Genomic DNA, 24,275 nt, shown 5'->3' on the forward strand with positions numbered 1-24,275 from the left:
GTCCGGCGCTCCCGCCGCCCGCCGCGCGGCTCAGCCGTCCTCGGGCGGCGGCGCGTCGTCCTCGCACTTCTTCGTCACGACCATGACCGGGCACGCGGAGTGGTGCAGGACCGCCTGGCTCGTGGAACCGAGGAGGAGCCCGCGGAAGCCACCACGGCCACGGGACCCGACGACGATCAGGTCGGAGGCCGTCGAGAACTCCGTGAGGAGCTCCGCGCCCGTGCCGTCGAGGACGATGCGCTTGATCGTCAGCCCCGGGTGCTCCGACTCGTGGCGGTCGATGATGACGTTGAGGCCCTCGGTGACGTCCGCGAGCACCTGCTCGTGGTCGATCGACGCGGGCAGCCACGCCAGGAGGCCCGCGCCGGCACCGACCGGGACCCCGGCGACCGCGACGAGCTCCGCGCCCCAGGCCTGCGCCTGACGGATCGCGTGGCGCAGGGCGATCTCCGCCGACGGCGACCCGTCGACGCCGACGACGATGCGCCGCAGCGGCGTCACGGCGGGCAGCTCCTGCGGCGCGTCCTCCTCGCCCTTGGCCCCGGCACGGTACGGCACGACGACGGTCGGGCAGTGGGCGTGCGCGGGCAGCGCCGAGGACACGGTGCCGAGCAGCCGCTCGGTGAATCCGCCCCGGCCCCGCGTGCCGACGACGACGAGCGAGTGCTCGCGCGACATCTCGACGAGCACGCCCGCGGCGTCGCCCGTCGTCACGGTCGCGGTCGTGCGGACCCCGGCCGCCTCGGAGCGGGCGCGCGCCTCCTCGAGGACGGCCCGGGCGCCCTCCTGGATGGCCGAGTCGTCGAGCGCCGCGTAGCCGCCGTCCAGCGAGGCCGCCGTGAACGACGGCAGCGAGTACGTACAGACGATGTGGAGCGGCCAGCCCACCTGCAGCGCGTACGCCGCGGCCCAGTCCAGGGCGTGCAGGCTCGGTGCTGAGCCGTCGACGCCGACGAGGACGGATTCCGTGCGGGTCATGAGCGACTCTCCTCTCGACGGCCCGGTGCCATCGGACGACCAACCTAGCCGAGACCAGCGCGCCCGTCCGTCTGCCACGAGTCATGAACACGTCAAGAATGCCACGAACCCCGCCTCCTCGCGACGATGCGCGAGGTGACGGGGTTCGTCAGGCCAGTGACCGCGTGGGCCCTGAGGCGTGGGCGATCAGGCCACGCGGATGAACGTGGGGTTCGACTGCCAGATCTGACGGAACTGGACGGTCTTCCCGGGGCGCGGGGCGTCGATCATCATGTTGTCGCCCGCGTAGATCGCGATGTGGCCCGGCGTCCAGATGAGGTCGCCCGGCTGCGCCTGGTCGCGCGACACCTTGGTGCCGACGGAGCCCTGGGCGCTCGACGTGCGCGGCAGGCTGATGCCGACCTGCGCGTAGACGTAGCTGGTGAAGCCCGAGCAGTCGAAGCCGTCGGGGGTGGTGCCGCCGTAGACGTAGGGGACGCCCACGTAGCGCGCGGCGATCGAGACGATGGACGAGCCGTAGGCCGAGGCGGGAACCTCGACGGCCGCCTCCTGCTGGGCAGGAGCCTCGGACTGGGTGGACTGACGCTCCTGCGTCCGGCTCGTCTGCGTGGTGCGGACGGGCTCCGGCTCGGGCTCCGGCTCGGGAGCCGGGGTCACGGTGACGGGCGCGACAGCCTGCTCGATCGTGAACGCCGCGTCGGCCGCGACGGTCACCGCGGGTGCGGCCTCGAGCGCCTGGCGCGCCTGCGCGGTGAGGGCGCTGAGGTCGACGGCGTTGAGCTTGCCGGACTCGTTGTCGACGGGGGCCGCGGTCGCCGGGGCGGCGGCACCGATCATCGAGACGATGAGGCCCGAGGACGCGGCGACGACGGCGGTGCGGCGACCGACGGTCGACATCTGGTCCGACGCGGCCTGGGCGATTGAGCTGAGTGGCGTCACGGGACGCCGCGCCGCGCGGTGGCGGGCGCGAGTCGTGCTCACGGTCACTTTGTGCCTCTCCAAGACGCCTGCGAGGTCAGCTGTCGGGTTCGGGTGGAAGAGTCACCCGGCCGTCAGGACCGAGGTCCGTCGGGCTTCACCCCAAGGGCGCTGTCTCCAGCACCCGGAAGTGGGTCCCCCGTCCCTGTCATCGGGTCGTCGTTGGCCTCATGCGGTGACAGGGTTAGGCGTTCCGCGCGAGGACTCCGTCGAATGGGTATTCCGATGGAGCAGCACCGACCGTACAGGACGCCTCGGCAAAAGTCACGTTCCCATTACGAATCGATGCGGACGATCGCATCTCTGCAGGTCAGCGCCCGTTTGCCGGTGAACGGGCGGCTAGCCCCGGGCGACGAAGAGGTGACGCGCGACGTCGTCGGGCAGGTCCAGCACGACCTCCGCGCCCTCCCCCTGCACGGTCACGCCGCCGTCGCCCGTCGACCGCACGACGAGGGTCCGGCGGGGCAGCACCTCGGCCTCCGCGAGCCGTGCGAGCAGCTCGACGTCGACCTGGATCGGCTCGGCGATCCGCTGCAGCACGACGCGCGTCTCCGCACCGTCCCGGCCGTGCTCCGCGAGGAGCGCCGGGAGAGAGACGACGCCGTCGAGGAAGTCGACCTCCTCGAACTGCTCCCCGAGCTCCGGGAGGCCCGGGATCGGGTTCCCGTACGGGTCGAAGTGCGGGTGGTCGAGCAGCCCGATCAGACGCTCCTCGACGAGCTCGCTCATGACGTGCTCCCAGCGGCACGCCTCGGTGTGCACGTACTCCCAGTCGAGCTTGATCACGTCGGTGAGCAGCCGCTCCGCGAGCCGGTGCTTGCGCATGACGCGCGTGGCCTTGTCGTGGCCGACGGACGTGAGCTCCAGGTGGCGGTCCCCGGTGACGACCACGAGACCGTCGCGCTCCATGCGCGCGACCGTCTGCGACACCGTGGGTCCCGAGTGGCCGAGGCGCTCCGCGATGCGCGCGCGCAGCGGGACGATGCCCTCTTCCACGAGCTCGTAGATCGTCTTCAGATACATCTCGGTGGTATCGATCAGATCGGTCACGTCACGCTCCCAGTCGCTCGTCGGCTCGGGGCGCCCGGTCGTCGTCGCCGCGGGCGCCTGCCCGCACCGGCGGGCCGCTGGGGACAGTCTATGGCGAGCCCGTGACCCGGCCTGGGGACCGCGCGGGAGAACCCGTGGTGCCGGCCCCGACCGACGGCACGGGTACCCGTCCGCGACCCGGCGACCGCCGTCGACGCCCGTCCACGGACGCCGCTCCCGGCCCGCGCGCCACGCGCGTAGGGTGACGGCGTGCCCGATCCCGCGAACGCCCCGATCACGATCCCCTCGGACCTGCTGCCGGCCGACGGCCGCTTCGGCTCCGGGCCCAGCAAGGTCCGCGCCGCCCAGGTCCGCGCCCTGTCCGACGCCGGTGCGTCCCTGCTCGGGACGTCCCACCGCCAGGCACCGGTCCGCTCGGTCGTGCGCCGGGCGCGCGAGGGGCTCGCCGAGCTCTTCGCGCTGCCCGAGGGCTACGAGGTCGTGCTCGGGAACGGCGGCTCCACGACGTTCTGGGACGTCGCCACGGCGAGCCTCGTGCGCACCAAGGCGCAGCACGCCGCGTTCGGCGAGTTCGGTGCCAAGTTCGCCGCCGCGACGACGTCGGCGCCGTTCCTCGAGCCGTCGCAGGTGATCTCGGCGCCTGCCGGCTCCGTCGCGCTGCCCGCGCCGGCCGACGACGTCGACGTGCACGCCTGGCCGCACAACGAGACCTCGACCGGGGCCATGGCGCCGGTCCGCCGCGTCGAGGGGTCGCGCGAGCGCGGCGCGCTCACGCTCGTCGACGCCACCTCGGGCGCGGGGGCGCTCCCCGTGGACATCGCCCAGACCGACGTCTACTACTTCGCGCCGCAGAAGGTCTTCGGGTCCGACGGCGGTCTGTGGCTCGCGCTGTGCTCGCCCGACGCGCTCGCGCGCGCGGAGGAGGTCGAGTCGAGCGGTACGCGCTGGGTGCCGGAGTCCTTGTCGCTGCGCACGGCCGCGGCGAACTCGCGCCTGGACCAGACGCTCAACACGCCCGCGATCGCCACGCTCGTCATGCTCGCGGAACAGGTCGAGTGGATCCTCGGCAACGGCGGTCTCCCCTGGGCCGCGGCCCGGTCGGCCGAGTCGGCGACCCACCTCTACGGCTGGGCCGAGGAGTGCGAGTGGGCGACGCCGTTCGTCACCGACCCGGCGCAGCGCTCCACCGTCGTCGGCACGATCGACCTCGACGACGCGGTCGACGCGACCGCCGTCGTGGCCGCGCTCCGCGCGAACGGGATCCTCGACGTCTTCCCCTACCGCAAGCTCGGCCGCAACCAGCTCCGCGTGGCGATGTTCCCGGCGATCGAGCCCGATGACGTCCGCGCCCTCACCGCGTGCGTCGACCACGTCGTCGCGCACCTGGCCTGACGACCACGACCCTGCTCCGCGTCGAACACGACCTTGGTGTCGCTATGGAGGTCATAGCGACACCCAGGTCGTGTTCGGCGGCGGGGGGACCGAGGCGTCAGGCGGCGCGGGCCGCTTCCTCCGCGTCCTCGACCCCGAGGCGACGGCTCGTCTCGGCGCGGGCCGAGCGGTCCGTCGGGGTGCCCGCGTCGAGGTAGCGCACCACGAGGTGCGGGCGCTGGAGGACGCGGTAGCGGACCTCGAGGTGCCAGTTGCGCACGGCCCAGACGGCGGCGCCGACGGCGACGAGGCCGGCGGTGATCGACCCGACGCCGATGGCCCAGCGCGGGCCCCACGCCTCGGCGATCCAGCCGACGAGCGGCGACCCGACCGGCGTCGCGCCGAGGAACACGATCATGTAGAGCGACATGACCCGCCCCCGCATGACCGGGTCGACGGACATCTGGATCGTGGAGTTCGCGGCGGTCATCATCGTGAGCGACGCGAGGCCCACGGGGATGCAGGCGATCGCGTAGCTCGGGTACGTCGGCATGAGCGCCATGACGCCCGTCGCGACGGCGAACCCGAACGCGGACCCGATGACGAGCCGGACGCGCGGGCGCTCGCGCCGCGCGGCGAGCAGTGCGCCGGTCAGCGACCCGATGGCGAGGATCGACCCGAGGATCCCGTACTCCCCCGGCCCCTTGCCGAACTCGACCTTGGCCATCATCGCGGACGTGAGCTGGAAGTTGAGCCCGAACGTCGACACGACGCCGACGACGACCATGATGACGATGATGTCGGTGCGCCGGCGCACGTACCGGATGCCCTCGCGGATCTGCCCCTTCTCGCGCGGGGCGCTGGGCAGGACGTGGAGCTCGCGCGTGCGCATGTACATCAGCGCGAGGATCGTCGCCCCGAACGTCACCCCGTTGAGGACGAAGAGCCAGCCCGAGCCGACGGCCGCGATGAGCAGACCGGCGACGCCCGGCCCCACGAGGCGCGCGGCGTTGAACGACGCGCTGTTGAGCCCGACGGCGTTGGACAGCTTGTCGGCGGGGACCATCTCGGCGACGAACGTCTGGCGCACCGGGTTGTCGAACGCGGTGACGACGCCGAGGAGCCCGGCGAACACGTAGACGTGCCAGAGCTCGACGCGCCCGGACAGGACGAGGGCACCGAGGCCGAGGGCGAGCACACCCATCGCGCCCTGCGTGGCCATGAGGAGCCGGCGGCGCGGGAGCCGGTCGGCGAGCAGGCCCGCCCACGCGGACAGGGCGAGCACGGGCGCGAACTGCAGCGCTGTCACGACGCCGACGGCGATGCCGGAGTTGTCGGTGAGGTCGGTGAGGACGAGCCAGTCCTGCGCGACGCGCTGCATCCAGGTGCCGACGTTCGCGACGAGCGCGGCGCCGAACCAGACGCGGTAGTTGTAGTACTTCAGGGAGGAGAACGTCGCGCTCATCGGGCGGCGATCCGGGTCAACAGCTCACTGGCGCGGGCCAAGGTCTCTCTTTCGTCGGGCGTGAGGGAGGACAGCTGCTGCGTGAGCCACACGTCCCGGCGGCGGCGGGTCTCCTTGACCTCGCGCACGCCGGCGTCGGTGAGCCCCACGACGACCTGACGCCGGTCGCTCGGGTGCTCGCTCTTCTCCACGAGCCCCATCTCGACGAGGGCGTTGACGGCCCGGGTCATCGAGGGCGGCCGCACGCGCTCGTGCTCGGCGAGCTCGCTCGGCGACATGGCGCCGTGCTTGTGCAGCACCGTGAGCACGCCGAACCGCCCTTCGGGGAGGTCGGCCTCGCCGCGCTGGGCGCGCAGCCGGCGCGAGATGCGGGTGAGCGCCACGCGGAGCTCGCCGCCGAGAGTGGCGGGCCGGCACTGGCTCCGGGAGGGGGCAGTGGGATCCGCAGCAGGCATGATAGTTACCCTAACTCATTACCTAGAGTAAAGAAAGGGACGCACGTCACCCCCGCGGGCAGAGAGGGTGAGCGAGCCGTGCGGACCCGGTCAGGGCACGTAGGCGACGACGACGCGACCGTCGCCACGCGCGACGACCGGCCCGGTCGCGTGGGGCACGAAGACCGACCCGCCGCGCACCAGGCTCGTCCCGGCGACGTCCTCGTCGAGGTCCTCGGCGAGCGTCACGGCACCGTCGAGGCACAGCACGACGCGTGGACCGGCGTCGGGCAGGGGCACCGGGCCCGTGACCCGACCCGCCCGGAGCGCGAACTCCGCGACCGGCGGACGGTAGGTGACGAGGCCGGTCCCGTCGTCGACCAGCCGCGGTCGCGCGGCGGGTCCGGGCGTGCACGTGGCGCACTCGAGCAGCGCGTCGACGTCGACGAGCTTGCTCGTGAGCCCGGCGCGCAGCACGTTGTCCGAGCTCGCCATGACCTCGACCGCGCAGCCGGACAGGTAGGCGTGGACGTGGCCGGACGGCACGAACATCGACTCCCCGGGCGCGAGCGTGACCCGGTTGAGCATGAGGGAGACGACGGCGCCCGGGTCGCCCGGGTGCTGCTCGGCGAGCGCGAGCACCGTGGCGTCGGCGCGCCGCGACGTGCGGCGGGGGGCACCGGAACCGGCCGGGGTCCCGGCCGGAGCGTCGGCCCGGGCCCGCACCGACGCGACGGTCCGTGCGAGGTCCGCCGCGACGTCGGGCTCGGAGCGCGCGTGCAGGGCGAGCGTGAACGCCGTGCGGACGCCCGCCTCCGTGGGGCTGGCGAGGAGCGCCGCCCGCATGCGCCCCACGAGATCACCGTCGAGGCCGTCGAGGAGCTCGAGGATGCGGGTCGGCCGGCGGAAGCCCGACAGGCCCTCGAAGCGCGACACCGCCACGACCATCTCCGGCTTGTGCTGGTCGTCGTGGAAGCTGCGCAGCGGCGAGTCGCGCGCCACGCCCTCCCGGTTCTCGCGGTTGAACCCCTCGCGAGCGCGGTGCGGGTGCGGGTGCACCTGCAGCGAGAGCGCGCGCTCGGCGGCGAGCACCTTGAGGAGGAACGGCAGCCGGGGACCGTGCTGGTCGAGCACGCGCTGGCCCAGCACCCCCACCGGGTCCGCGCGCACCAGGTCCGCGAGCGTCGTGCCGGACGCCGCCGCCCCGCCCGGTCCCTCGCTCGGGCGCAGCGCGCCGTCGGGCACCACGCGCGACGGTGCGAGCGGGTGCGCGCCCATCCAGAGCTCGGCCGCCGGACGACCGTCCGGCTCCACCCCCAAGAGGTCCTGGATCGCCGACGTCGAGCCCCAGTCGTACGCCTGGACGGTGTTCTCCAACCGGTAGAACGCGGGCGGACGACCGGCGGGGACGGCGTCGTCGACCGACGCCTCTCCCGACCGCTCGTCCGCCGTGCTCGTCATGGGCCGAGCCTAGACGCCCAGCGCTTCCCGGATCGGGCCGAGGAGGAAGTACACGAGGAACATCGCCGACGCGACCCACATGAGCGGGTGGATCGCGCGGATCTTGCCGAGCGCGAGCTTGATGACGACGAACGCGAGGAAGCCCGCGCCGATGCCGTCCGCGATCGAGTAGGTGAACGGCATGACGATGATCGTGAGGAACGCCGGGATCGCGATCTCGACGTTCTTCCAGGAGATGCCGGCGATCTGGGTCATCATGAGGAACCCGACGAAGACCAGCGCCGGTGCGGCGGCCTCGTAGGGCACGAGCGCGACGAGCGGCGACAGGAACGTCGCGAGCAGGAACGCGACGCCCGTGACGACCGAGGCGAGACCGGTGCGCGCACCCTCGCCCGCGCCGGTGGTCGACTCGACGAAGCTCGTGTTCGACGACACGGAGCCGGCGCCGCCCGCGGCCGCGGCGAGCGAGTCGACGACGAGGATCGCGCGCGAGCGCGGCGGGACGCCGTCGGCGTCGTTGAGGCGCGCCTCGGCGCCGACGGCGACCATGGTGCCCATCGTGTCGAAGAAGTCCGCGAGCAGGAGCGAGAACACCAGCAGGATCACGGTGACGGTCGCGATGTTCTGGAACGAGCCCAGGAGCGAGAACTGGCCGAGGAGGCCGAAGTCCGGGACCTGCACGACGCCGTCGAACGTGGGCGCGTTGAGGTTGAAGCCGTTCGGGTTGGAGCCGTCGGGCGCCTTGGCGCCGATGTGCAGCGTGTTCTCCAGCACGACGGCGAGCGCGGTCGCCGTGAGGATCGCGACGAGCAGAGCGCCCTTGACCTTGCGGACCCACAGCACGATCGTCAGCACGAGGCCCACGACGAACACGAGGATCGGCCACGTGCCGAGGTTGCCCAGGGCGAGGAGCGTGCCGCTGCCCGCGGTGACGAAGCCCGCGTTGACGAGGCCGATGAGCGCGATGAAGAGGCCGATGCCCACGCTGATGGCCGTCTTCAGCTCGACCGGGACCGCGCGGAAGACCGCCTCGCGGAACCCGGTGAGCACGAGGAGCAGGATGATGAGGCCCTCGATGACGACGAGGCCCATCGCGTCCGCCCAGGTCACCCCCGGCAGCGAGGCGATCGAGTACGCCACGACCGCGTTGAGGCCCAGCCCGGCCGCGAGGCCGAGGGGGAAGTTCGCGAAGACGCCCATGGCGATCGTCATGACGCCCGCGACGAGCGCGGTCGCCGCGGCGATCTTGCCGAAGTCGGGCTCGGCGCCGCCGCCGAGGAACTGGCCCGTGCCGTCCTGGACGGTCCCGATGATCAGCGGGTTCAGCACGATGATGTAGGCCATCGCGAAGAACGTGACGAGACCACCACGGATCTCGGTGCCGATCGTCGAGCCGCGCTCGGTGATCTTGAAGAAGCGGTCGATCGCGCCGGACGCGGGGGCAGGCGCCTGCTCGTCCTCGTGGACGGAGGTGGGGGTGGACATGGGGAGAATGCTGCCAGAACCCTGTGACCGCGCGGTAACACGCGGGACACGGTCCGGCATCGTGCCCTGCGGGCGTCCTCCCACGTCAGGCGGCGCCGACGGCGGCGAGGGCCGGCGCGGGTGTGCTCGACGCCACGTCGGCGTCCTCGCGACCCTGCCGGCCGCGACCCCCGAGCGTCGTGGGACGCGGCGTGCCGACCCCGTGCCCGAGCCCCTCCGCGGTGGCGAGGTCGGTGACGGTCCGGGGAGCGCCGCTCGCGAGCTGCACGGCGTGGAGCGCGTCGAGGATCGCGGCCGCCCGCTCGCCGGCCGGGCCGGCGGGGACCCCGTGGACGAGCCGGGGCGGGTGAAGGAGGTCGACGACCGCGCGACCGGGCCGGTGCTCGTCCGGGACCCACGCGACGGTCGCGCGGACGCCGTCGGCGACCAGGCCCGCCGCGAGCCACTCCGCGGTCCCGGCGGGCACGCGGGCGCGCCCGACGACGAGGTCCCCGGGGCCGAGGTGCGGGGCGAGGTCGTCGAGCGCGTCGCGGAGCGTGGCCACGCGCGAGGCGCCGTCGGGGTCGGGGTCGGGTCCCGCGCCGACGCACAGGACGTGCACCCGCGCCCCCGCGACCGCCGTGCGGTCCGTCGTGGGGCGCAGCCGCCCGCTCACGAGGCCGAGCGCGAGGAGCCGGTGGAGCCGGGGCTCAGCGGCGCGGTTCAGTCCCGTGCGGAGCGCGTCGAGGGCAGCGGGGTCCGTGTCGTGGAGCACGACCTCGTGACCCGCCGCCGCGAGGTACGCCGCGTGCAGGACGCCACGGCGACCGCATCCCGAGACCGAGACCCGCACGACGCACCTCCTCGCGCCCGACCCTGCACCCCGGCCGGCCTCAGTAGGCCCCGGAGCCGGAGAACACCGCGCGCGCCGTGCGCGCGAGGATGAGGAAGTCGCCGAACATCGTCCAGTTCTCGACGTAGTAGACGTCGAGCCGGACGCTCTCCTCCCACGACAGGTCCGACCTTCCCCCGACCTGCCACAGGCCCGTGAGACCCGGCTTGACCAGGAGGCGACGACGCACCTTCTTCTCGTACTTCTGCACCTCGCGCGGCAGCGGCGGCCGCGGCCCGACGAGGCTCATGTCGCCGCGCAGCACGTTGAAGAGCTGCGGGAGCTCGTCGAGCGAGTAGCGGCGCAGCACGCGGCCGACGCGCGTGACGCGCGGGTCGTCGCGCATCTTGAACAGCGGGCCGGCACCGTCGTTCTGCTCCTCGAGGTGCTGGACCTCGCGGTCGGCGCCGACACGCATCGACCGGAACTTGAACATGGGGAACGTCCGTCCGTTGCGGCCGACGCGCTCCTGGCGGAAGAGCACCGGGCCGCGGCTCGTCGTGCGGACGGCGAGCGCGACGAGCACGAGCACCGGCAGCGCGGCGAGCGTGATGAGCGCCGCGCCGGTCCAGTCGATGACCGACTTCACGGCGAACTTGGGGCCCGTGAAGCGCGGCGCGTCCACGTGCAGGAGCGAGACGCTCTCGGCGGGCGTGATGGTGATGCGGGGCCCGGCGACGTCCGCGAGCTCGGCCGTGAGCATGAGGTCGACGCCGTACGGCTCGAGCTCCCAGCCGAGCCGCCGGACGACCTCGGCCGTGATGGCGTCCGAGCCCGACACGGCGACGACGTCCGCGCCGACGCGCGTGGCGACCTCGCCCGCGTGCCGCAGCTCCCCGAGGACCGGGACGCCGCGGATCTCCTCGCCCGCCCCGAACCCGCCCGAGGGGACGCACACGCCCACGACGCGGTACCCCGACTCGTCGCGGCCGTTGAGGTCGCGGATGAGCCGCTCGGCCTGGTCGCGGTGGCCGATCGCGAGCACCGCGGAGCGCATGCGCCCGTGGGCCCGCTGGGCGTGCAGCCACTGGCGCCACGCGTACCGTCCGAGGAGCAGCCCGCCGAGACCGAGCGGGAACGCGAACGCGAGGTACCCGCGCGCCTCGGGGAAGCGGAGCAGGAACGCGAGCACCGCGAGGACGGCGAAGAGGCGCCACGACGCGTCGAAGACCCGGTGGTACTCGGTAGGGCCGCTCCCCATGACGCGCGGGTCGCGCGTCCGGCTCGCGACGAGCGAGACGGACCAGGCGACGCCGACGAGGAGGCTGAGCACGACGTACGGCACGCGCGTCTCGCGGACGGGCTCGTTGATGAACTGGTCCCAGCGCAGGAAGTAGGCGACGAGCACGGCGACGACGATCACGGCGGTGTCGGTGAGCAGGAGCCGGCGCCGGTAGGCGACCTCCCAGCCCTGGGCGGCGAACGCGGCGCGCGCGGCGCGGATCCGGGCCGCGGGAGTCGTGGCGAGAAGGGTGCGCAGGCTCCGCCTGGCGTCCTCGGTGACGCTGTGGGACATGCGTCCACCTCCGGTCGGTTCTACACCCTGCATGGCGACTCATCCTAGGGTTCGGAAACTGCGGGAACGAGGGTTGTCAGGGGGTTTCACCCGGGTGAGAAGACGTTCCGCACCATCGTGGTCGGAGTCGTCCTGAGGGTCAGGATCCTGCGGATCTGGTGCCGCGTCAGCCGCTCGGAGAAATAGATTGGACGGGTGTCCAGGTTCCACGTTCTGCCGAAGGTCCGGATACCTCGGACGAAGGTCCCGAAGCGATGCGCGGCCCGGCGCCGGCCAGATCCACCTGGACGAGTGACCATCTGTGGAGGCCGTAGCGCGGCGCCTGCATCCTAGCGTGCCGTTGCGAGTGGTCCCGACGTGTGTTCACACCAGAAGGAGATGTGGTGCAGGTCACGGGTGTGACACCCAGGTGCGGGTGAAAAACCGCGCGGTGGCTACGATGCCCCTGTGCCCTCGTTCGTCACGCTGCTGCTCCACCCCGACCGCCGCCGCCCCGACCCCGGGCCCTGGCGGGTCGACCTGCGCGTCGTGATCCTCGTCGGCATGGGCCTCTGGACGGTCGCGCTCGTCGTGTGCACGGTCCTCCTCGCGACCGGCACGATCGCCCCGCGCGCCGTCGCGACGTGCGGCGTCGGCCTCGTCCTCGGCCTGCTCGGCCTCGTGTGGGAGCGCCGGAACCGCACCCGCTACCGCGCGTCGTCGGGCGACTGAGGGTCGTCCCAGGCGGTCCGCGCGAGCGCGTCCTGCGCCGCGTCCGGGTCGCGGAGCGCCGCCTCGAGCACGAACCGCGCGTTGTGGCGTCCCGTCGCGACCGCGAGCCCCGCGGCGAGCCCGGCCGGACCGGTCGCGTGCACGACGGCGTCCGCTCCCCCGCCGCGCTCCACCCACCACGAGACCGCGACCCCGCCCACACGCAGGTCGTCGTGACGTTCCCAGGTGCGAGGCGCCGGACCGTCGAGGACCGCGCGCACCGCCTCGGGGACGTCGCCACGACGGCCGGGGGCGTCGGGGGCGGGAGCGGTGCGCGGGACCGTCCGGACGTCCAGGAGGTCGGCGACCTCGGCCAGGAGCCCCGGCGGCGCCGGGAGGACCGCACGGACCGGTGACCACATCGGGTCGGGGGCGACGGCGACGTCGTCCGCACCGACCACGACCACCGCGCCGGCACGCAGCGCAGGCACCCGGTCGGGCGGCGGGTCCAGCCGCTCGCCCCGGGCCGCGAGGGCACCGAGCGCACGCCAGAGCGTCAGCGCGGCCCGCGCGTCGACCGCCTCCCCGACGTCGGGCAGGTCGTCCAGCAGCTCGACCCACTCGTCCGGCTCGAGCTCCGCGAGGCCCCGCACGCCGCCCAGCGCAGCCAGCACCTCGTCGTCGAGCCCCGTCACCTCCGGCGGGGCCGGGCGCAGGAACGGGACCTGCCGGGGGCCCGTACCGAGCGCGAACGCCCCGCCGAGCTCCTCGCGCAGCCACCACGCGGCGTAGGAGCGCGCCGTGGTGGTCCGTCCTCCCTCGGCCCGCACCGGGGCGAGCAGCGCCTCCCGGGTGGCGGGGTCCGCGGCGAGCCGCGCGAGCGCGTCCGGCCACGCCGCGTCGGCGACCGCGTCGAGGTCCGCGACCGCGAGGACGTCGCCCACGTACGCCTCGGGACCGAGCGTCACCGCGAGGTACGCGAGGTACCCGCTCCAGTCGGACAGCCAGCCCTCGGGGGCGTGCGGGTCCAGGTCCGGCTCGTCGTCGGCCGACGCGGTCGTGAGCACGTCGCGCACGCGGAGCACCCCGAGCCCGTCGGCCGCGCCCACCGCGCGCAGCACCGACTCGCCCCAGCGGTCGACGACCGCGGGATCCACAACGTCCAGCGTGTCGAGCGCGTCCGCGGCCCACGTCCCCGGCAGCGCGCAGCCGCGCACGGGCGACCAGTCGCCGTCGGCCGTCGGGACGGGCAGCTCGCCCCACCAGAACGGCAGCCCCGCCCGTGCCGGTGCCGCGCGCGCCGCGGCCGCGACCAGCGCGAGCAGCCGCTCCACGTCCGCCGTCGGCTCGTCGCCCGCGTCCGCCACGTCCGACGCCGCCAGGACGCGCTCGCGCACGGCCCCGTCGGAGAGCACGGTCCGCAGGTCGGTCGTCCGCGCCCCGAGGCGCTCGAGCAGCGGGTGCGCGGCGCGCGGGTCGACGACGCGCAGCCCGAGCTCGGCCGCGTCGCGCGCGTCGAGCACCCCGCCGTCCGACGGCTCGCCCGACCCGGCGTCCAGGAGCAGCAGCCCCCGCGCGCCGCGCACGACCTGCCCGCCGAGCAGCGGCACGGGGAGCGCCCCCAGCGCCTCCAGCACCGACCGGTCGCCGGCGTGCGCCGCGAGGGCGTCGTACAGGGCGCGCCAGCGCACCGGGTCGGCGACGAGCGGGAGGTCGTCCACGACGTCCGCGAGGTCCACGACCTGGGTTCCCAGCGACCGCGCGACCACGCGGAGCGGCCCCGGGACGTCCACCAGGTGCGCGACCCCGAGCTCGGCCCGCACGCGCGCGTCGCCCACGTCCCCCGCGAGGACCCGCGCCTCGGCGGGCGTGACCAGGGAGTGCCGGTCGACCGACGTCCCGGCCTCGTCGTCGGCCGCCCCGCGCGGCTCCCCGGTGCCGCGTGCAGGCGGCGCGTCGAGCGGGAGGAGCGGGGTCCGGGCGAGCGCGGCCTCGGCCGACGCACGGACCTCGGCGTCGACGGCGCTCGACGGCAGCCCGGTCGGGACGAGGGCGAGCACGTCGGCACCGCGCGCGTGCGCGAGCTCCCCGAGCAGCTCCGCGTACGCGCGCCCCGCCGCGCGGGCGACGTGGGCCGTGACGGGCCCCGGCGGGACGTGCCGGCGCGCCGGGTCCAGCGGGAACGTCGCCAGGAGCAGCGCGGGGAACGTGAGGCGCTCGTCGGTGGGGGTCGGGGCGTGCAGGACGTCGGTGCGCGCGCCGTCGTCCGGGAGCGCCCACGTGACCGACCACCGCGTCGACGTGCGCTCCTCGACCGGGCGGTCCGCGAGCAGCGCGGCGTCGACCGTCCCCTCGCGCCGCAGGACGGTCCACCGGTCGGCGACGTCCGCGACCCGACGCTCCTCGACGCCGTCGCCCGACACCACGACCTCGGTGAGCGCCGGGAGCGCGAGCAGGAGCGGGTCCCCCACGTCCGCGAGCTCGGCGCGGACGGCGGCGAGCGCGTCGGCGTCGCGCAGCTCGACCTCGACGACCGTGTCGTAGCCCGCCGGCACCTCCACGCGGCCCGGGAACGGGAGCCGCAGCACCGGGAGCCGGTCGCCGCGGCGCGCCACCTCGGCGGCGAGGTCGGGACGGTCGGCGACCACGTCGTCGAGCGCGGCGCGCGTGCGCGCGAGCGACAGCTCGACGGTGCGCTCCCCCGCTCCGACCCGCACCCGGTCGGAGACCGACCGGACCGCCGCGAAGCCGACCCCGAACCGGCCGACCGTGGAGGTCCGGTCGCCGGCGTCGCGCGCGCCACGTCCCGTCGCGGACGCGCGCAGCGCCACGAGCGACGCGACGCCCGACGCGTCCAGCGGCTCGCCGGTGTTCGACGCGCGCAGCACCCAGGGCTCGTCCGGCCCCGACGGCGCGTGCAGGCTCAGGCGCAGCCGCCCCGGGACCCCGGCGCGGGCCGCGGCGTCCGCGGCGTTCTGCGCGAGCTCGACGACGACCCGGCCCCGGTACGACCCGTGGGCGTGGTCCTCCTCGGTGTTCGCGTCCTCGCGCAGCCGCGTCGGGGACGACCGCCACGCCTCCAGGACCGCACGGCGCAGCGCGGCCGTCCCGAAGACGTCGTCCGTCACTCCTGCGGCTCGTCGGCCGCCGGCTCGGTGGCCGGCTGGGCGTCGGCCGGCCGGGACTCCAGCGCAGCTCCCGGCTCCGGGGCATCGGCCGTCGGCTCGGGGGCCACGGCGTCGGCCTCCGGCTCCGCCACCGGCTCCCCGTCGGGCGGCGCCGACGGGGCGACGGACTCGAGCAGGGAGACGATCTCGACGTGCAGCTCGTCGACCAGCGGGTCGGCGTCGGGCCAGTCGCTCCGCTGCTGCTCGACGTCGGTCTCCGAGTGCGCGCCGCACCCGTGGTCGAGGCTCACGACCTTGCCGTCGTCGGGCGACCACTCGTTCGCGCACACGCCGAACACCTGACCGAGGCTGCCCTGGAGCGTGACGAGGAACCCGCACGACCCGCACTCGGCGGCCGACGCCACGGCGCCGCGCGCCGTCGGGCCGCGCGAGCCGCGGTACCAGCGCTCGGCGGCCTCGTCCCGACCCTGCGGGGACAGCACGCGGGCGCGCGCGAGGGCGAGCTCGTCGATCGCGACCGCGTCCTGCTCCTCGTCGCCGGTGGGGACGTAGCCGGGCTCGAGGCGCGGGTCGTCGGCGCGGAACGGGAGCACGTCGCCCGGCCCCACGTCACCCGGCTGCAGGCGCTCGGACCACGGGAGCCACGACGGCGCGAGCAGCGCGCCGTCGCCCGGCAGCAGCTCGACCTCGCACACCGTGGCCGTCCGCCCGCGCGGCACGCGCGCGAGGGTGACGGTCCAGTGCCAGCCGCGGTAGCCGCGCATCGTGCACGCGAACCGGTGGGAGATGAGGCGGTCCGCCTCGGCGAACGTGCCGAGGTGCTCCCCGACGTCCTCGGGGCGCTCGGCGACCTCCTGGGCCGCGGCGCGCGCGAGCTCGACCGCGCCCGTGAGCACGGCGTCCCGCGCGGCACGCGCGGACACTCCCCGGGAACGCTCCTCGGCGGCAGCCACGGCGACCATGTCAGCCCTCGATCTCGTCGGCGACCACGCGCAGGACCTTGGCGACCATCGTGGCCTTGCCCTTCTCCGGGTAGCGGCCCTTGCCGAGCCCGTCGCGGATCCGGTCGAGCTCCTTGATGAGGTCCTCCACGATGACCGCCATCTCGTCCGCCGAGCGGCGCTTCGCCTTGACCACGGACGGGGCCGGGTCGAGGAGCGTGACCGCGAGCGCCTGCGGGCCGCGACGCCCGTCGGCGACGCCGAAGTCCACCCGGGCGCCCGGCTTGGGCGCGGGGGCGTCCGCGGGCAGCGCGGAGGCGTGCAGGAAGACCTCGCCGCCGTCGTCGTTGGCGATGAAGCCGAACCCGCGTTCGGTGTCGAACCACTTGACCTTGCCGGTGGGCACGTGAACCTCGTTCGTGCTCGTAGGAACCAGAACCCCCAGGCTACCGGCCGGACGGCGGCAAGGCCGCATCCGTCCCGCGCGGGACGACCCCGGCGTCGGCCCCGACGCGCAGGGCGACGGCGTCGAACCAGTCCGCGTAGTCCGCGACGGTGCGGTGGAGGTGGCCGAACAGCTCGAAGGAGACCGTGCCGAACAGGGTCGTCCAGGCGACGAGCGTGCGCACGACGGCCTCCGCCGGCGCGTCGCCGCCGACGAGACCGCGGGAGGCGACGTACGCGACGGCGGGGGCGACGAGCGCGCCCGCGTCGCCGGCCGACGGCGGGGCGGGCGCGGGGCCCTCGCCGCCCGCCCAGGAGTCGGCGACGATCCGCACGAGGGTCCGCACGACGCGCGTCGCGGGCTCCACGGTGTCCTGCGGCGCCGCGTATCCCGGGACGGGCGTGCCGTAGAGCAGGGCGAAGTCGCCGGGGCGCTGGACGCACCACGACCGCAGCGCCCGGCACGCGGCGAGCCACCGCCCGGGCAGGTCGTCGCGCGCGACGGCGGCCTCCGCGGCCTCGACGGCGGCGCCGAGCTCGTCGTAGCACTCGACGAGGAGCGCCGTGAGCAGCGCGTCGCGGCTCGGGAAGTAGCGGTAGACGGCCGACGACACCATGCCGACGTCGCGCGCGACGGCCCGCAGCGAGAGCGCGGCGGGGCCGTCGGCCACCAGGCGCGCACGGGCGGCGTCGAGGATGTCGCGCGTCAGGGTCTCGCGCGCGAGGGCGCGTGCCGTGCGAGGGGCCGTCATCCCGCCAGGGTGGCAGACGAGAGCGCCGCCCACAAACGAGAGCACCGCTCTTGCACTGGACGACCGCCCGTGCCATGCTCCTCGACGAAGCGAGAGCACTGCTCTCGGAAAGGAGATCCCATGTCCAGCGCACCCTCCTCGGCCGACCGGCACGTCGTCGTCGGTGCCGGCCCCGTCGGCCGGCACGTCGCCGCCGAGCTCGCGGCCCGCGGGTCGCACGTCACCGTCGTCACCCGCAGCGGCCGGGACACCGGCGTCGCGGGCGCCACGCACCTCGCTCTCGACGCCACCGACGCGGACGCTCTCGCGCGCGTCGCCGAGGGTGCCGACGTGCTCTACAACTGCGCCAACCCCGGCGACTACACGCAGTGGGAGCGCGTGTGGCCGCCCCTCGCGACGGCGATGCTCACCGCCGTCGAGCGCACCGGCGCCGTCTACGCGATCACCGGCAACCTCTACCCCTACGGCCCCGTCGACGGGCCGATGACCGAGGACCTGCCCGACGTCGCGACCGACCACAAGGGCGTCCTGCGCGCGCGGCTGTGGGCCGACGCGCTCGCGGCGCACCGCGCCGGTCGCGCGCGCGTCGTCGAGGTGCGCAGCTCCGACTTCGTGGGGCCCGGCGTCGGGGCCAACGGGCACGTCTCGCGCGTCGTGCCGGCCGCCCTGCGCGGGCGCGCCGTGACGATGATCGGGCGCACCGACCTGCCGCACACCTTCACCGACGTCCAGGACGCCGCCCGCACCCTGGTCGCCGCGGCGGCCGACCCCGACGCGCACGGCCGGACGTGGCACACGCCGAGCAACCCGCCGCGCACCCAGCGCGAGGCGCTGACCGACGTCCTCGCGAGCGTCGGGTATCCGCCCGTCCGCGTCCGCTCGCTGCGAGGCGCCGGCCTCGCCGCCGCCGGTCTCTTCTCGCCCCTCCTGCGCGAGCTGCGCGACCTCGCCTACCAGTGGGACCGCCCCTACGTCCTCGACGACACGGCGGCACGCGCCCGCTTCGGGATCGAGCCGACACCCTGGGACGAGGTCTGCCGACGCACCGCCCGCACCTGACCGGACGCACGAGGTCGGCACCCACCGGTGAGATCGGCGGTCGCGGGCGAGATCGGCGGTCGCACCTGCCGATCTCGGCAGAAGCTGCCGATCTGGCGTGACGTGCCGGCTCGACCGTTGTCCACAGATCCGGTGCGCACCCTGTCGCGACCGTGACGGGAACGGCACGATCCCACCTCATGCCGAGTCGAGAGCCTGAGACACCGCTGCACCTCGCGCGCGAGCACCTCCCCGAGGAGGTCCGACGCCGTCTCGCCGCCGGCGAGTGGGAACGGGTGCGGCGCGGCACCTACCGCGACACGCCCCCGCCCGACGTCCCACCCGTCGTGGCGGCGCGCACCCTCGCGGTCGCCCGAGCGCGTGCCGTCGCCCTGGGCCTCGGCGCCGACCCCGTCGTGAGCCACGCGTCCGCCGCGCTCCTGCACGGCCTGCCTCTGTGGGAGCTCCCCACGACGACCCACGTGGTCCAGCCGTACCGCCGGTCGGGCTCCGCCGCGCTCGACGTGACACGACACGTCGGCGACATCGGCGTCGAGGACCGGGCGACGGTCCTCGGTGTCACCACGACGTCGCTCGCGCGCACCGTCGCCGACTGCCTGCGCACGATGCCTGCGCTCGACGGTCTCGTCGTGGCGGACGCGGCCCTCGCGCGCGGCGTCCGCCGGTCCGACGTCGCGGCCGTCCTCGACCGTCGACCACGAGGTCGCGGTTCCCGCCGGTCCCGGCACGTGCTCGAGCTCGCGGACCCGGGCGCGGAGTCGGCCCGCGAGACCTGGCTGCGGTACGTCCTCCTGCGGACCGGGCTGCCGCGCCCGGAGACCCAGGTGCCGCTCCGGACCGAGGCCGGCCCGGTGCGGGTCGACCTGGGCTGGACGCGCTGGCGGCTCCTGCTCGAGTTCGACGGGCTCGTGAAGTACCGCACCGGTCCGTCCGGGTTGGCTCCCCGCGAGGACCCCGGGCGCGTTCTCGTCCGGGAGAAGCTCCGACAGGAGGCGATCGAGCGCACGGGGCACCGCGTGCTGCGCGTCACCTCCCGGGACCGGCCGTCCCACGTCGTGGCGCGGGTCCTCCGGCACGTCCCGCCCGACGTCGTCCGCGGCCTTCGTCCTGACCCGTACCTCCCGCCGCCGTGAGATCGGCGGTCCGGTGCGACGTCGGCACCTTCCGTCGAGATCGGCGGTCGTGACTGCCGATCTCGACCGCGGTCGCCGATCTCGTGGTACCGGGCCCGGCGCGTAACATCGAACGGATGGCCACCTCCCGGCCCGAGCGGGCTCCGACGTACAGCGAGTCGCTGCGCCAGCGCGACGACGCCGCCCTGGTCGCGCTGCTCGGACGGCGGCCCGACCTCGCGACGCCGTCGCCCTCGACCCTCCTCTCGCTCGCCGCGCGCGCGATGAACCGGACGAGCCTGGAACGGGCGCTCGCGGGGCTGGACGAGCTCACGCTGCACGTCCTGGAGGCGGTGCTGGTCCTCGACTCGGTGGGCTCGTCCGCGACGGCGGCGGCGGTCGCCCGCGCGACGGGCGTCGGCAAGGCTCCCGTCACCGCGGCGCTGGCGCTGCTCGACGAGCTCGCGCTCGTGTGGACGCCGGGTGCGCGGTCGGCCGGGTACCGCCCGGCGCCGGGCCTCGCCGAGGTCCTGGGGCCGCACCCCGCCGGCCTGGGCCCGGTCGCGACCGCAGCGGGCGCACCGGCCGCGGGGCCGCCGTCCGACCTGCCCGACGACGCGCCGCCGGGCGCCCGGGCGATCCTCGACGCGCTGGCCTGGGGCCCGCCGGTCGGCGTCGCTCCCCGGTCGGACCCGTCGGCCCGGCGTGCGACGGACTGGCTCGTGGGGCACGGCTACCTGCGCGCGACCGACGAGCGCCACGTCGTGCTGCCGCGCGAGGTCGGGCTCGCCCTGCGCGGCGGCCGCACCCACCGCGACGTGCGGACCGCGCCGCCCGTCCCGGAGGTACGGGAGCTCCCGGCTGCCACGGTCGACGCGGAGTCCGCGAGCGCCGGGCTGGAGGCCGTGCGCCTCGTCGCGCGCCTCGTGACGCACTGGACCGAGCACCCGCCGGGCGTGCTGCGTGCCGGCGGGCTCGGGGTGCGCGACCTGCGCCGCGCCGCGCTCGCCCTGGAGGTGGACGACCCGACGGCGGCCGCGGTCGTCGAGCTGGCCGCAGCAGCCGGGCTCGTGGCCGACGACGGCGACGACCCGCCCACGTTCGCCCCGACCCTCGCCGCGGAGGACTGGCTCGACGACGACCTGGGCGACCGCTGGGCGACCCTCGCCCGCGGCTGGTGGCGCTCGCGCCGCACCCCCTGGCTCGTGGGGAGCCGCGACGAGAAGGGCGCCCTGCGTGCCGCGCTCGACCCGGAGCTGTGGCGCCCGTGGGTGCCGCGGCTCCGCCGGTCGGTCCTCGACGTGCTCGACCTCGCCCCCGGGCGCCCGCTCGCCGCCGCCGACGTCGTCGCGGTGCTGCGGTGGCGCACGCCGCGCGCGGTGCCGCCGGAGCAGGCGGTCGCGGGGCTGCTGCGGGAGGCCGCGCTGCTCGGGGTGACGGGGGCCGGCGCGCTCGCTCCCCCGGGCCGGGCCCTGGTGGGGTCCGACGACGTCGCGTCGTCGTCCGACGCCGGTCCGACCGACCTCGGCGCCGCCTTCGAGGCCGTCCTCCCGGCCGAGGTCGACGACCTGCTGCTCCAGGGCGACCTCACGGGCATCGTGCCGGGCCGGCCGACGCGCACGCTCGAGCGCCTCGTGGAGGTCGCGGCGGACGTCGAGTCGCGGGGCGCCGCGACGACGGTGCGGTTCACCCCGGACTCCGTCCTGCGCGCGCTCGACCGCGGCGCGACGGCCGACGACCTCCTGGGCGAGCTCGCGGCGCACTCGCGCACGCCCGTGCCCCAGCCGCTGGAGTACCTGGTGCGGGACACGGCCCGCCGTCACGGCCGGGTGCGCGTGGGGACGGCGTCGTCGTACGTGCGCGCGGAGGACCCGGTGCTGCTCGCGGGGATCGCGGAGGACCCGGCCCTGCGCGGGCTGGGCCTCGTGCTCCTCGCGCCGACCGTGCTCGCGTCCTCGGCACCCGCCGGAGAGCTGCAGGAGGCGCTGCGGGCGCGCGGCGTCCCGGCGGTCGTCGAGGGCCCGGACGGGCGCGTGCTCGTCGCGGACCGGGCGGCACGGCGGGGCGGGCCCGACGACGTCGCACCCTCCCGGCGCGGACGGCTCGCCGCCGCGGGTCGGCGTGGTCGGGCGCGGACGGGGGTCGTCCCGGGGTCCGGGGCGCGCGTCGACGAGCCCGGCTCCGATCGGCGGGAGGCACGGTTCGCGGACCTCGTGGCGCGGCTGCGCGCCGCCGACTCCCGCGCCGCCGCGCAGGCCGACGGCCGCACGGGCCGGGCCGCCGGGGACGGCGACGGCTCGCACGGGGCCGACCGGGCGCCGTCGGGCACGAACGGGCACAGCGGGTCCGGCGGGTACGACCTCGGGGAGGGAACATCCGACCCGGTGGCCGCGTTGGGCCTGCTGCGCGAGGCGATCGCGGACGGGGCGATGGTCTGGCTCGAGGTGGTGGGACCGACCGGAGGGCAGGACCGCCGCCGCGTCCGACCCCTCACCCTCGACGCAGGACGGCTGCGCGCGCAGGACCCGGCGCGCGACGCCGAGCTCACGGTCGCGGTCCACCGCATCGCCTCCGTCACCCCCGACACCCCGCCGAGGTAGAGCCCTGGTAGCGCGGCACCACGGCTCTACCTCGCGAGACCACGGCCCTACCTCGGCAAGGAGACACATGACCGACGGACCTCTCATCGTCCAGAGCGACAAGTCGCTGCTGCTCGAGGTCGACCACCCCCGTGCCGACGACGCGCGGCGGGCCATCGCGCCGTTCGCCGAGCTCGAGCGCGCCCCCGAGCACGTCCACACCTACCGGCTGACGCCGCTCGGGCTGTGGAACGCGCGCGCCGCGGGCCACGACGCCGAGCAGGTCGTCAACACGCTCATCGAGTACTCGCGCTACCCCGTGCCGCACGCGCTGCTCGTCGACGTCGCGGAGACCATGTCGCGGTACGGACGGCTCACGCTCGCGCAGCACCCGACGCACGGGCTCGTGCTCGAGGCGACGGACCGCGCCGTCCTCGCCGAGGTGCTCAAGTCCAAGCGCACCGCCGGGCTGGTGGGCGAGTCCGTGGAGCCTGTCGGCGAGGGGACCGTCGCCTGTGTCAAGGTCCACCCGTCCGAGCGCGGCCACCTCAAGCAGGTCCTGGTGAAGCTCGGCTGGCCCGCAGAGGACCTCGCGGGGTACGTCGACGGCGAGAAGCACGCCATCGCGCTCAGCCCGACGACGCCGCCGCGCGCCGAGGGCGAGGCGCCGAAGCCGTGGGAGATGCGCCCGTACCAGGCCCAGGCCGTGGACGGGTTCTGGCACGGCGGGAGCGGCGTCGTCGTGCTGCCGTGCGGCGCTGGGAAGACGATCGTCGGCGCGGGCGCGATAGCGAAGTCCGGGACGACGACGCTCATCCTCGTGACGAACACGGTGAGCGCGCGCCAGTGGCGCGACGAGCTCGTGCGGCGCACGACGCTCACCGAGGACGAGATCGGCGAGTACTCCGGCGCGCGCAAGGAGATCAAGCCCGTCACGATCGCGACCTACCAGGTGCTGACGACCAAGCGGAAGGGCGTGTACACGCACCTCGAGCTGCTCGACGCCCGCGACTGGGGACTCGTCGTGTACGACGAGGTGCACCTGCTGCCCGCGCCGATCTTCCGCATGACGGCGGACCTGCAGGCGCGCCGCCGCCTCGGGCTCACCGCGACGCTCGTGCGCGAGGACGGCCGGGAGGACGAGGTGTTCTCGCTCATCGGGCCCAAGCGGTACGACGCCCCGTGGAAGGACATCGAGGCGCAGGGGTACATCGCGCCCGCCGACTGCGTCGAGGTGCGCCTCACACTGCCGGAGTCCGACCGCATGACGTACGCCGTCGCCGAGCCCGAGGACAAGTACCGGCTGGCCGCGACCGCCACGGGGAAGAACCGGGTCGTGGAGCAGATCGTCGCGCAGCACCCGGACGACCAGGTGCTCGTGATCGGCCAGTACCTCGACCAGCTCGAGGAGCTGTCGCAGCACCTCGACGCGCCGCTCATCACGGGTGCGACGACGGTCCGCGAGCGCCAGCGCCTGTTCGACGCGTTCCGCTCGGGCGAGATCTCGCGGCTGGTCGTGTCGAAGGTCGCGAACTTCTCCATCGACCTGCCCGAGGCGTCGGTCGCGATCCAGGTGTCGGGGTCGTTCGGGTCGCGCCAGGAGGAGGCCCAGCGCCTCGGCCGCGTCATGCGCCCCAAGTCCGACGGACGCACCGCGCACTTCTACGCCGTCGTCGCGCGTGACACGGTCGACCAGGACTTCGCGGCCCACCGCCAGCGGTTCCTGGCGGAGCAGGGGTACGCCTACCGCATCGTCGACGCGGAGGACCTGGGCGTCGTGCAGTGACGGGTGGGGGCCCGCGACGCAGGAGCGCGGCACCCGCCCGGCACGGAACGCCGCCCAGTCCGACCGAGAGCACGAGGACCTGGGCGTCGTGCAGTGACGGGTGGGAACACGCTTCGTCGAGCACGTCCCACGATGTGAGAGCGCTCCCAGCAAGTTACTGACAAGACAGTCAGTC

19 protein-coding genes and 1 riboswitch are annotated in these 24,275 nt (G+C 75.1%); of the genes, 6 read left to right on the forward strand and 13 right to left on the reverse strand.

Annotation, left to right across the window (positions count from 1 at the left end; genetic code table 11):
• Positions 1-30 precede the first annotated feature (30 nt).
• From ACZ402_RS15485 to ACZ402_RS15495, 3 genes are all read right to left on the reverse strand, one after another.
• Positions 31-978 carry a universal stress protein gene (locus tag ACZ402_RS15485; protein ID WP_375825245.1) on the reverse strand — a complete coding sequence of 316 codons (948 nt, stop codon included), beginning with the start codon at positions 976-978 and terminating at the stop codon, positions 31-33.
• 186 nt (positions 979-1,164) lie between these two features.
• On the reverse strand, positions 1,165-1,965 hold the full coding sequence (locus ACZ402_RS15490) for a C40 family peptidase (RefSeq protein WP_375825244.1): 801 nt from the start codon (positions 1,963-1,965) through the stop codon (positions 1,165-1,167).
• 2 nt (positions 1,966-1,967) lie between these two features.
• Positions 1,968-2,128: riboswitch (cyclic di-AMP (ydaO/yuaA leader) on the reverse strand.
• Positions 2,129-2,295: 167 nt separating this feature from the next.
• A complete protein-coding gene (locus tag ACZ402_RS15495; protein WP_375825243.1) occupies positions 2,296-3,006 on the reverse strand; it encodes a metal-dependent transcriptional regulator in 711 nt (236 codons plus the stop codon).
• A gap of 249 nt (positions 3,007-3,255) precedes the next feature.
• Here ACZ402_RS15495 and serC point away from each other — a divergent pair, with 249 nt between their 5' ends.
• Entirely contained in the window at positions 3,256-4,398 is a 1,143-nt protein-coding gene (gene serC, locus ACZ402_RS15500) for a phosphoserine transaminase (RefSeq protein WP_375825242.1), read from the forward strand.
• A gap of 97 nt (positions 4,399-4,495) precedes the next feature.
• Here the strand turns inward: serC and ACZ402_RS15505 are convergent, their stop codons facing one another.
• The 6 genes from ACZ402_RS15505 to ACZ402_RS15530 all read right to left on the reverse strand — a co-directional run bounded on the left by ACZ402_RS15505 (position 4,496) and on the right by ACZ402_RS15530 (position 11,609).
• A complete protein-coding gene (locus tag ACZ402_RS15505) occupies positions 4,496-5,842 on the reverse strand; it encodes an MFS transporter (RefSeq protein ID WP_375825240.1) in 1,347 nt (448 codons plus the stop codon).
• Positions 5,839-6,225: a MarR family winged helix-turn-helix transcriptional regulator gene (locus tag ACZ402_RS15510; protein ID WP_465272293.1), complete on the reverse strand. Its 387-nt coding sequence runs from the start codon at positions 6,223-6,225 to the stop codon at positions 5,839-5,841. The genes ACZ402_RS15505 and ACZ402_RS15510 overlap by 4 nt, the downstream gene beginning before the upstream one ends.
• 162 nt (positions 6,226-6,387) lie before the next feature.
• Positions 6,388-7,737 (reverse strand): mannose-6-phosphate isomerase, class I, encoded by a 1,350-nt coding sequence (gene manA / locus ACZ402_RS15515; protein WP_375825238.1) that lies wholly within the window; start codon positions 7,735-7,737, stop codon positions 6,388-6,390.
• A 9-nt stretch (positions 7,738-7,746) separates the two neighbouring features.
• Positions 7,747-9,222 carry an NCS2 family permease gene (locus ACZ402_RS15520; protein ID WP_375825237.1) on the reverse strand — a complete coding sequence of 492 codons (1,476 nt, stop codon included), beginning with the start codon at positions 9,220-9,222 and terminating at the stop codon, positions 7,747-7,749.
• Positions 9,223-9,307: 85 nt separating this feature from the next.
• Positions 9,308-10,054, reverse strand: coding sequence for a hypothetical protein (locus ACZ402_RS15525; protein WP_375825236.1), 747 nt, complete (start codon positions 10,052-10,054; stop codon positions 9,308-9,310).
• A 40-nt stretch (positions 10,055-10,094) separates the two neighbouring features.
• Positions 10,095-11,609, reverse strand: coding sequence for a sugar transferase (locus ACZ402_RS15530; RefSeq protein WP_375825235.1), 1,515 nt, complete (start codon positions 11,607-11,609; stop codon positions 10,095-10,097).
• Between the two features lie 447 nt (positions 11,610-12,056).
• Here ACZ402_RS15530 and ACZ402_RS15535 point away from each other — a divergent pair, with 447 nt between their 5' ends.
• A complete protein-coding gene (locus tag ACZ402_RS15535; RefSeq protein WP_375825234.1) occupies positions 12,057-12,320 on the forward strand; it encodes a DUF2530 domain-containing protein in 264 nt (87 codons plus the stop codon).
• Here ACZ402_RS15535 and ACZ402_RS15540 read toward each other — a convergent pair.
• The 4 genes from ACZ402_RS15540 to ACZ402_RS15555 are packed head-to-tail and all read right to left on the reverse strand — an operon-like array spanning position 12,296 to position 17,564.
• The gene (locus tag ACZ402_RS15540) at positions 12,296-15,427 is read right to left on the reverse strand and encodes a sacsin N-terminal ATP-binding-like domain-containing protein (protein ID WP_375825233.1); all 3,132 of its coding nucleotides are present in this window, start codon (positions 15,425-15,427) and stop codon (positions 12,296-12,298) included. The two genes, ACZ402_RS15535 and ACZ402_RS15540, sit on opposite strands and share 25 nt — an antisense overlap.
• Entirely contained in the window at positions 15,424-16,389 is a 966-nt protein-coding gene (locus ACZ402_RS15545; RefSeq protein WP_375825232.1) for a DUF3027 domain-containing protein, read from the reverse strand. Before ACZ402_RS15545 ends, ACZ402_RS15540 begins: the two co-directional genes overlap by 4 nt.
• 1 nt (position 16,390) lies before the next feature.
• Positions 16,391-16,774: a cold-shock protein gene (locus tag ACZ402_RS15550; protein WP_087469799.1), complete on the reverse strand. Its 384-nt coding sequence runs from the start codon at positions 16,772-16,774 to the stop codon at positions 16,391-16,393.
• Between the two features lie 40 nt (positions 16,775-16,814).
• Positions 16,815-17,564 carry a TetR/AcrR family transcriptional regulator gene (locus ACZ402_RS15555; protein WP_375825231.1) on the reverse strand — a complete coding sequence of 250 codons (750 nt, stop codon included), beginning with the start codon at positions 17,562-17,564 and terminating at the stop codon, positions 16,815-16,817.
• Positions 17,565-17,684: 120 nt separating this feature from the next.
• Here ACZ402_RS15555 and ACZ402_RS15560 point away from each other — a divergent pair, with 120 nt between their 5' ends.
• The 4 genes from ACZ402_RS15560 (at position 17,685) to ACZ402_RS15575 (ending at position 24,100) form a co-directional block, all read left to right on the forward strand.
• On the forward strand, positions 17,685-18,623 hold the full coding sequence (locus ACZ402_RS15560; protein ID WP_375825230.1) for an NAD-dependent epimerase/dehydratase family protein: 939 nt from the start codon (positions 17,685-17,687) through the stop codon (positions 18,621-18,623).
• Positions 18,624-18,802: 179 nt separating this feature from the next.
• Positions 18,803-19,756: a hypothetical protein gene (locus ACZ402_RS15565; protein WP_375825229.1), complete on the forward strand. Its 954-nt coding sequence runs from the start codon at positions 18,803-18,805 to the stop codon at positions 19,754-19,756.
• 116 nt (positions 19,757-19,872) lie between these two features.
• Complete coding sequence (locus tag ACZ402_RS15570; RefSeq protein WP_375825228.1) at positions 19,873-22,335, forward strand: helicase-associated domain-containing protein; 2,463 nt, start codon at positions 19,873-19,875, stop codon at positions 22,333-22,335.
• A 67-nt stretch (positions 22,336-22,402) separates the two neighbouring features.
• Complete coding sequence (locus ACZ402_RS15575) at positions 22,403-24,100, forward strand: DNA repair helicase XPB (protein ID WP_375825227.1); 1,698 nt, start codon at positions 22,403-22,405, stop codon at positions 24,098-24,100.
• Positions 24,101-24,275: the final 175 nt, after the last annotated feature.

It is taken from the genome of Cellulosimicrobium sp. NPDC030954, assembly GCF_055571305.1.

Coding starts and splice junctions, on each gene's coding strand:
- ACZ402_RS15565 (WP_375825229.1), top strand. CDS start 18,803: ATGCCGAGTCGAGAGCCTGAGACACCGCTGCACCTCGCGCGCGAGCAC.
- ACZ402_RS15530 (WP_375825235.1), bottom strand. CDS start 11,609: ATGTCCCACAGCGTCACCGAGGACGCCAGGCGGAGCCTGCGCACCCTT.
- ACZ402_RS15555 (WP_375825231.1), bottom strand. CDS start 17,564: ATGACGGCCCCTCGCACGGCACGCGCCCTCGCGCGCGAGACCCTGACG.
- ACZ402_RS15570 (WP_375825228.1), top strand. CDS start 19,873: ATGGCCACCTCCCGGCCCGAGCGGGCTCCGACGTACAGCGAGTCGCTG.
- ACZ402_RS15575 (WP_375825227.1), top strand. CDS start 22,403: ATGACCGACGGACCTCTCATCGTCCAGAGCGACAAGTCGCTGCTGCTC.
- ACZ402_RS15560 (WP_375825230.1), top strand. CDS start 17,685: ATGTCCAGCGCACCCTCCTCGGCCGACCGGCACGTCGTCGTCGGTGCC.
- manA (WP_375825238.1), bottom strand. CDS start 7,737: ATGACGAGCACGGCGGACGAGCGGTCGGGAGAGGCGTCGGTCGACGAC.
- ACZ402_RS15505 (WP_375825240.1), bottom strand. CDS start 5,842: ATGAGCGCGACGTTCTCCTCCCTGAAGTACTACAACTACCGCGTCTGG.
- ACZ402_RS15485 (WP_375825245.1), bottom strand. CDS start 978: ATGACCCGCACGGAATCCGTCCTCGTCGGCGTCGACGGCTCAGCACCG.
- ACZ402_RS15520 (WP_375825237.1), bottom strand. CDS start 9,222: ATGTCCACCCCCACCTCCGTCCACGAGGACGAGCAGGCGCCTGCCCCC.
- ACZ402_RS15545 (WP_375825232.1), bottom strand. CDS start 16,389: ATGGTCGCCGTGGCTGCCGCCGAGGAGCGTTCCCGGGGAGTGTCCGCG.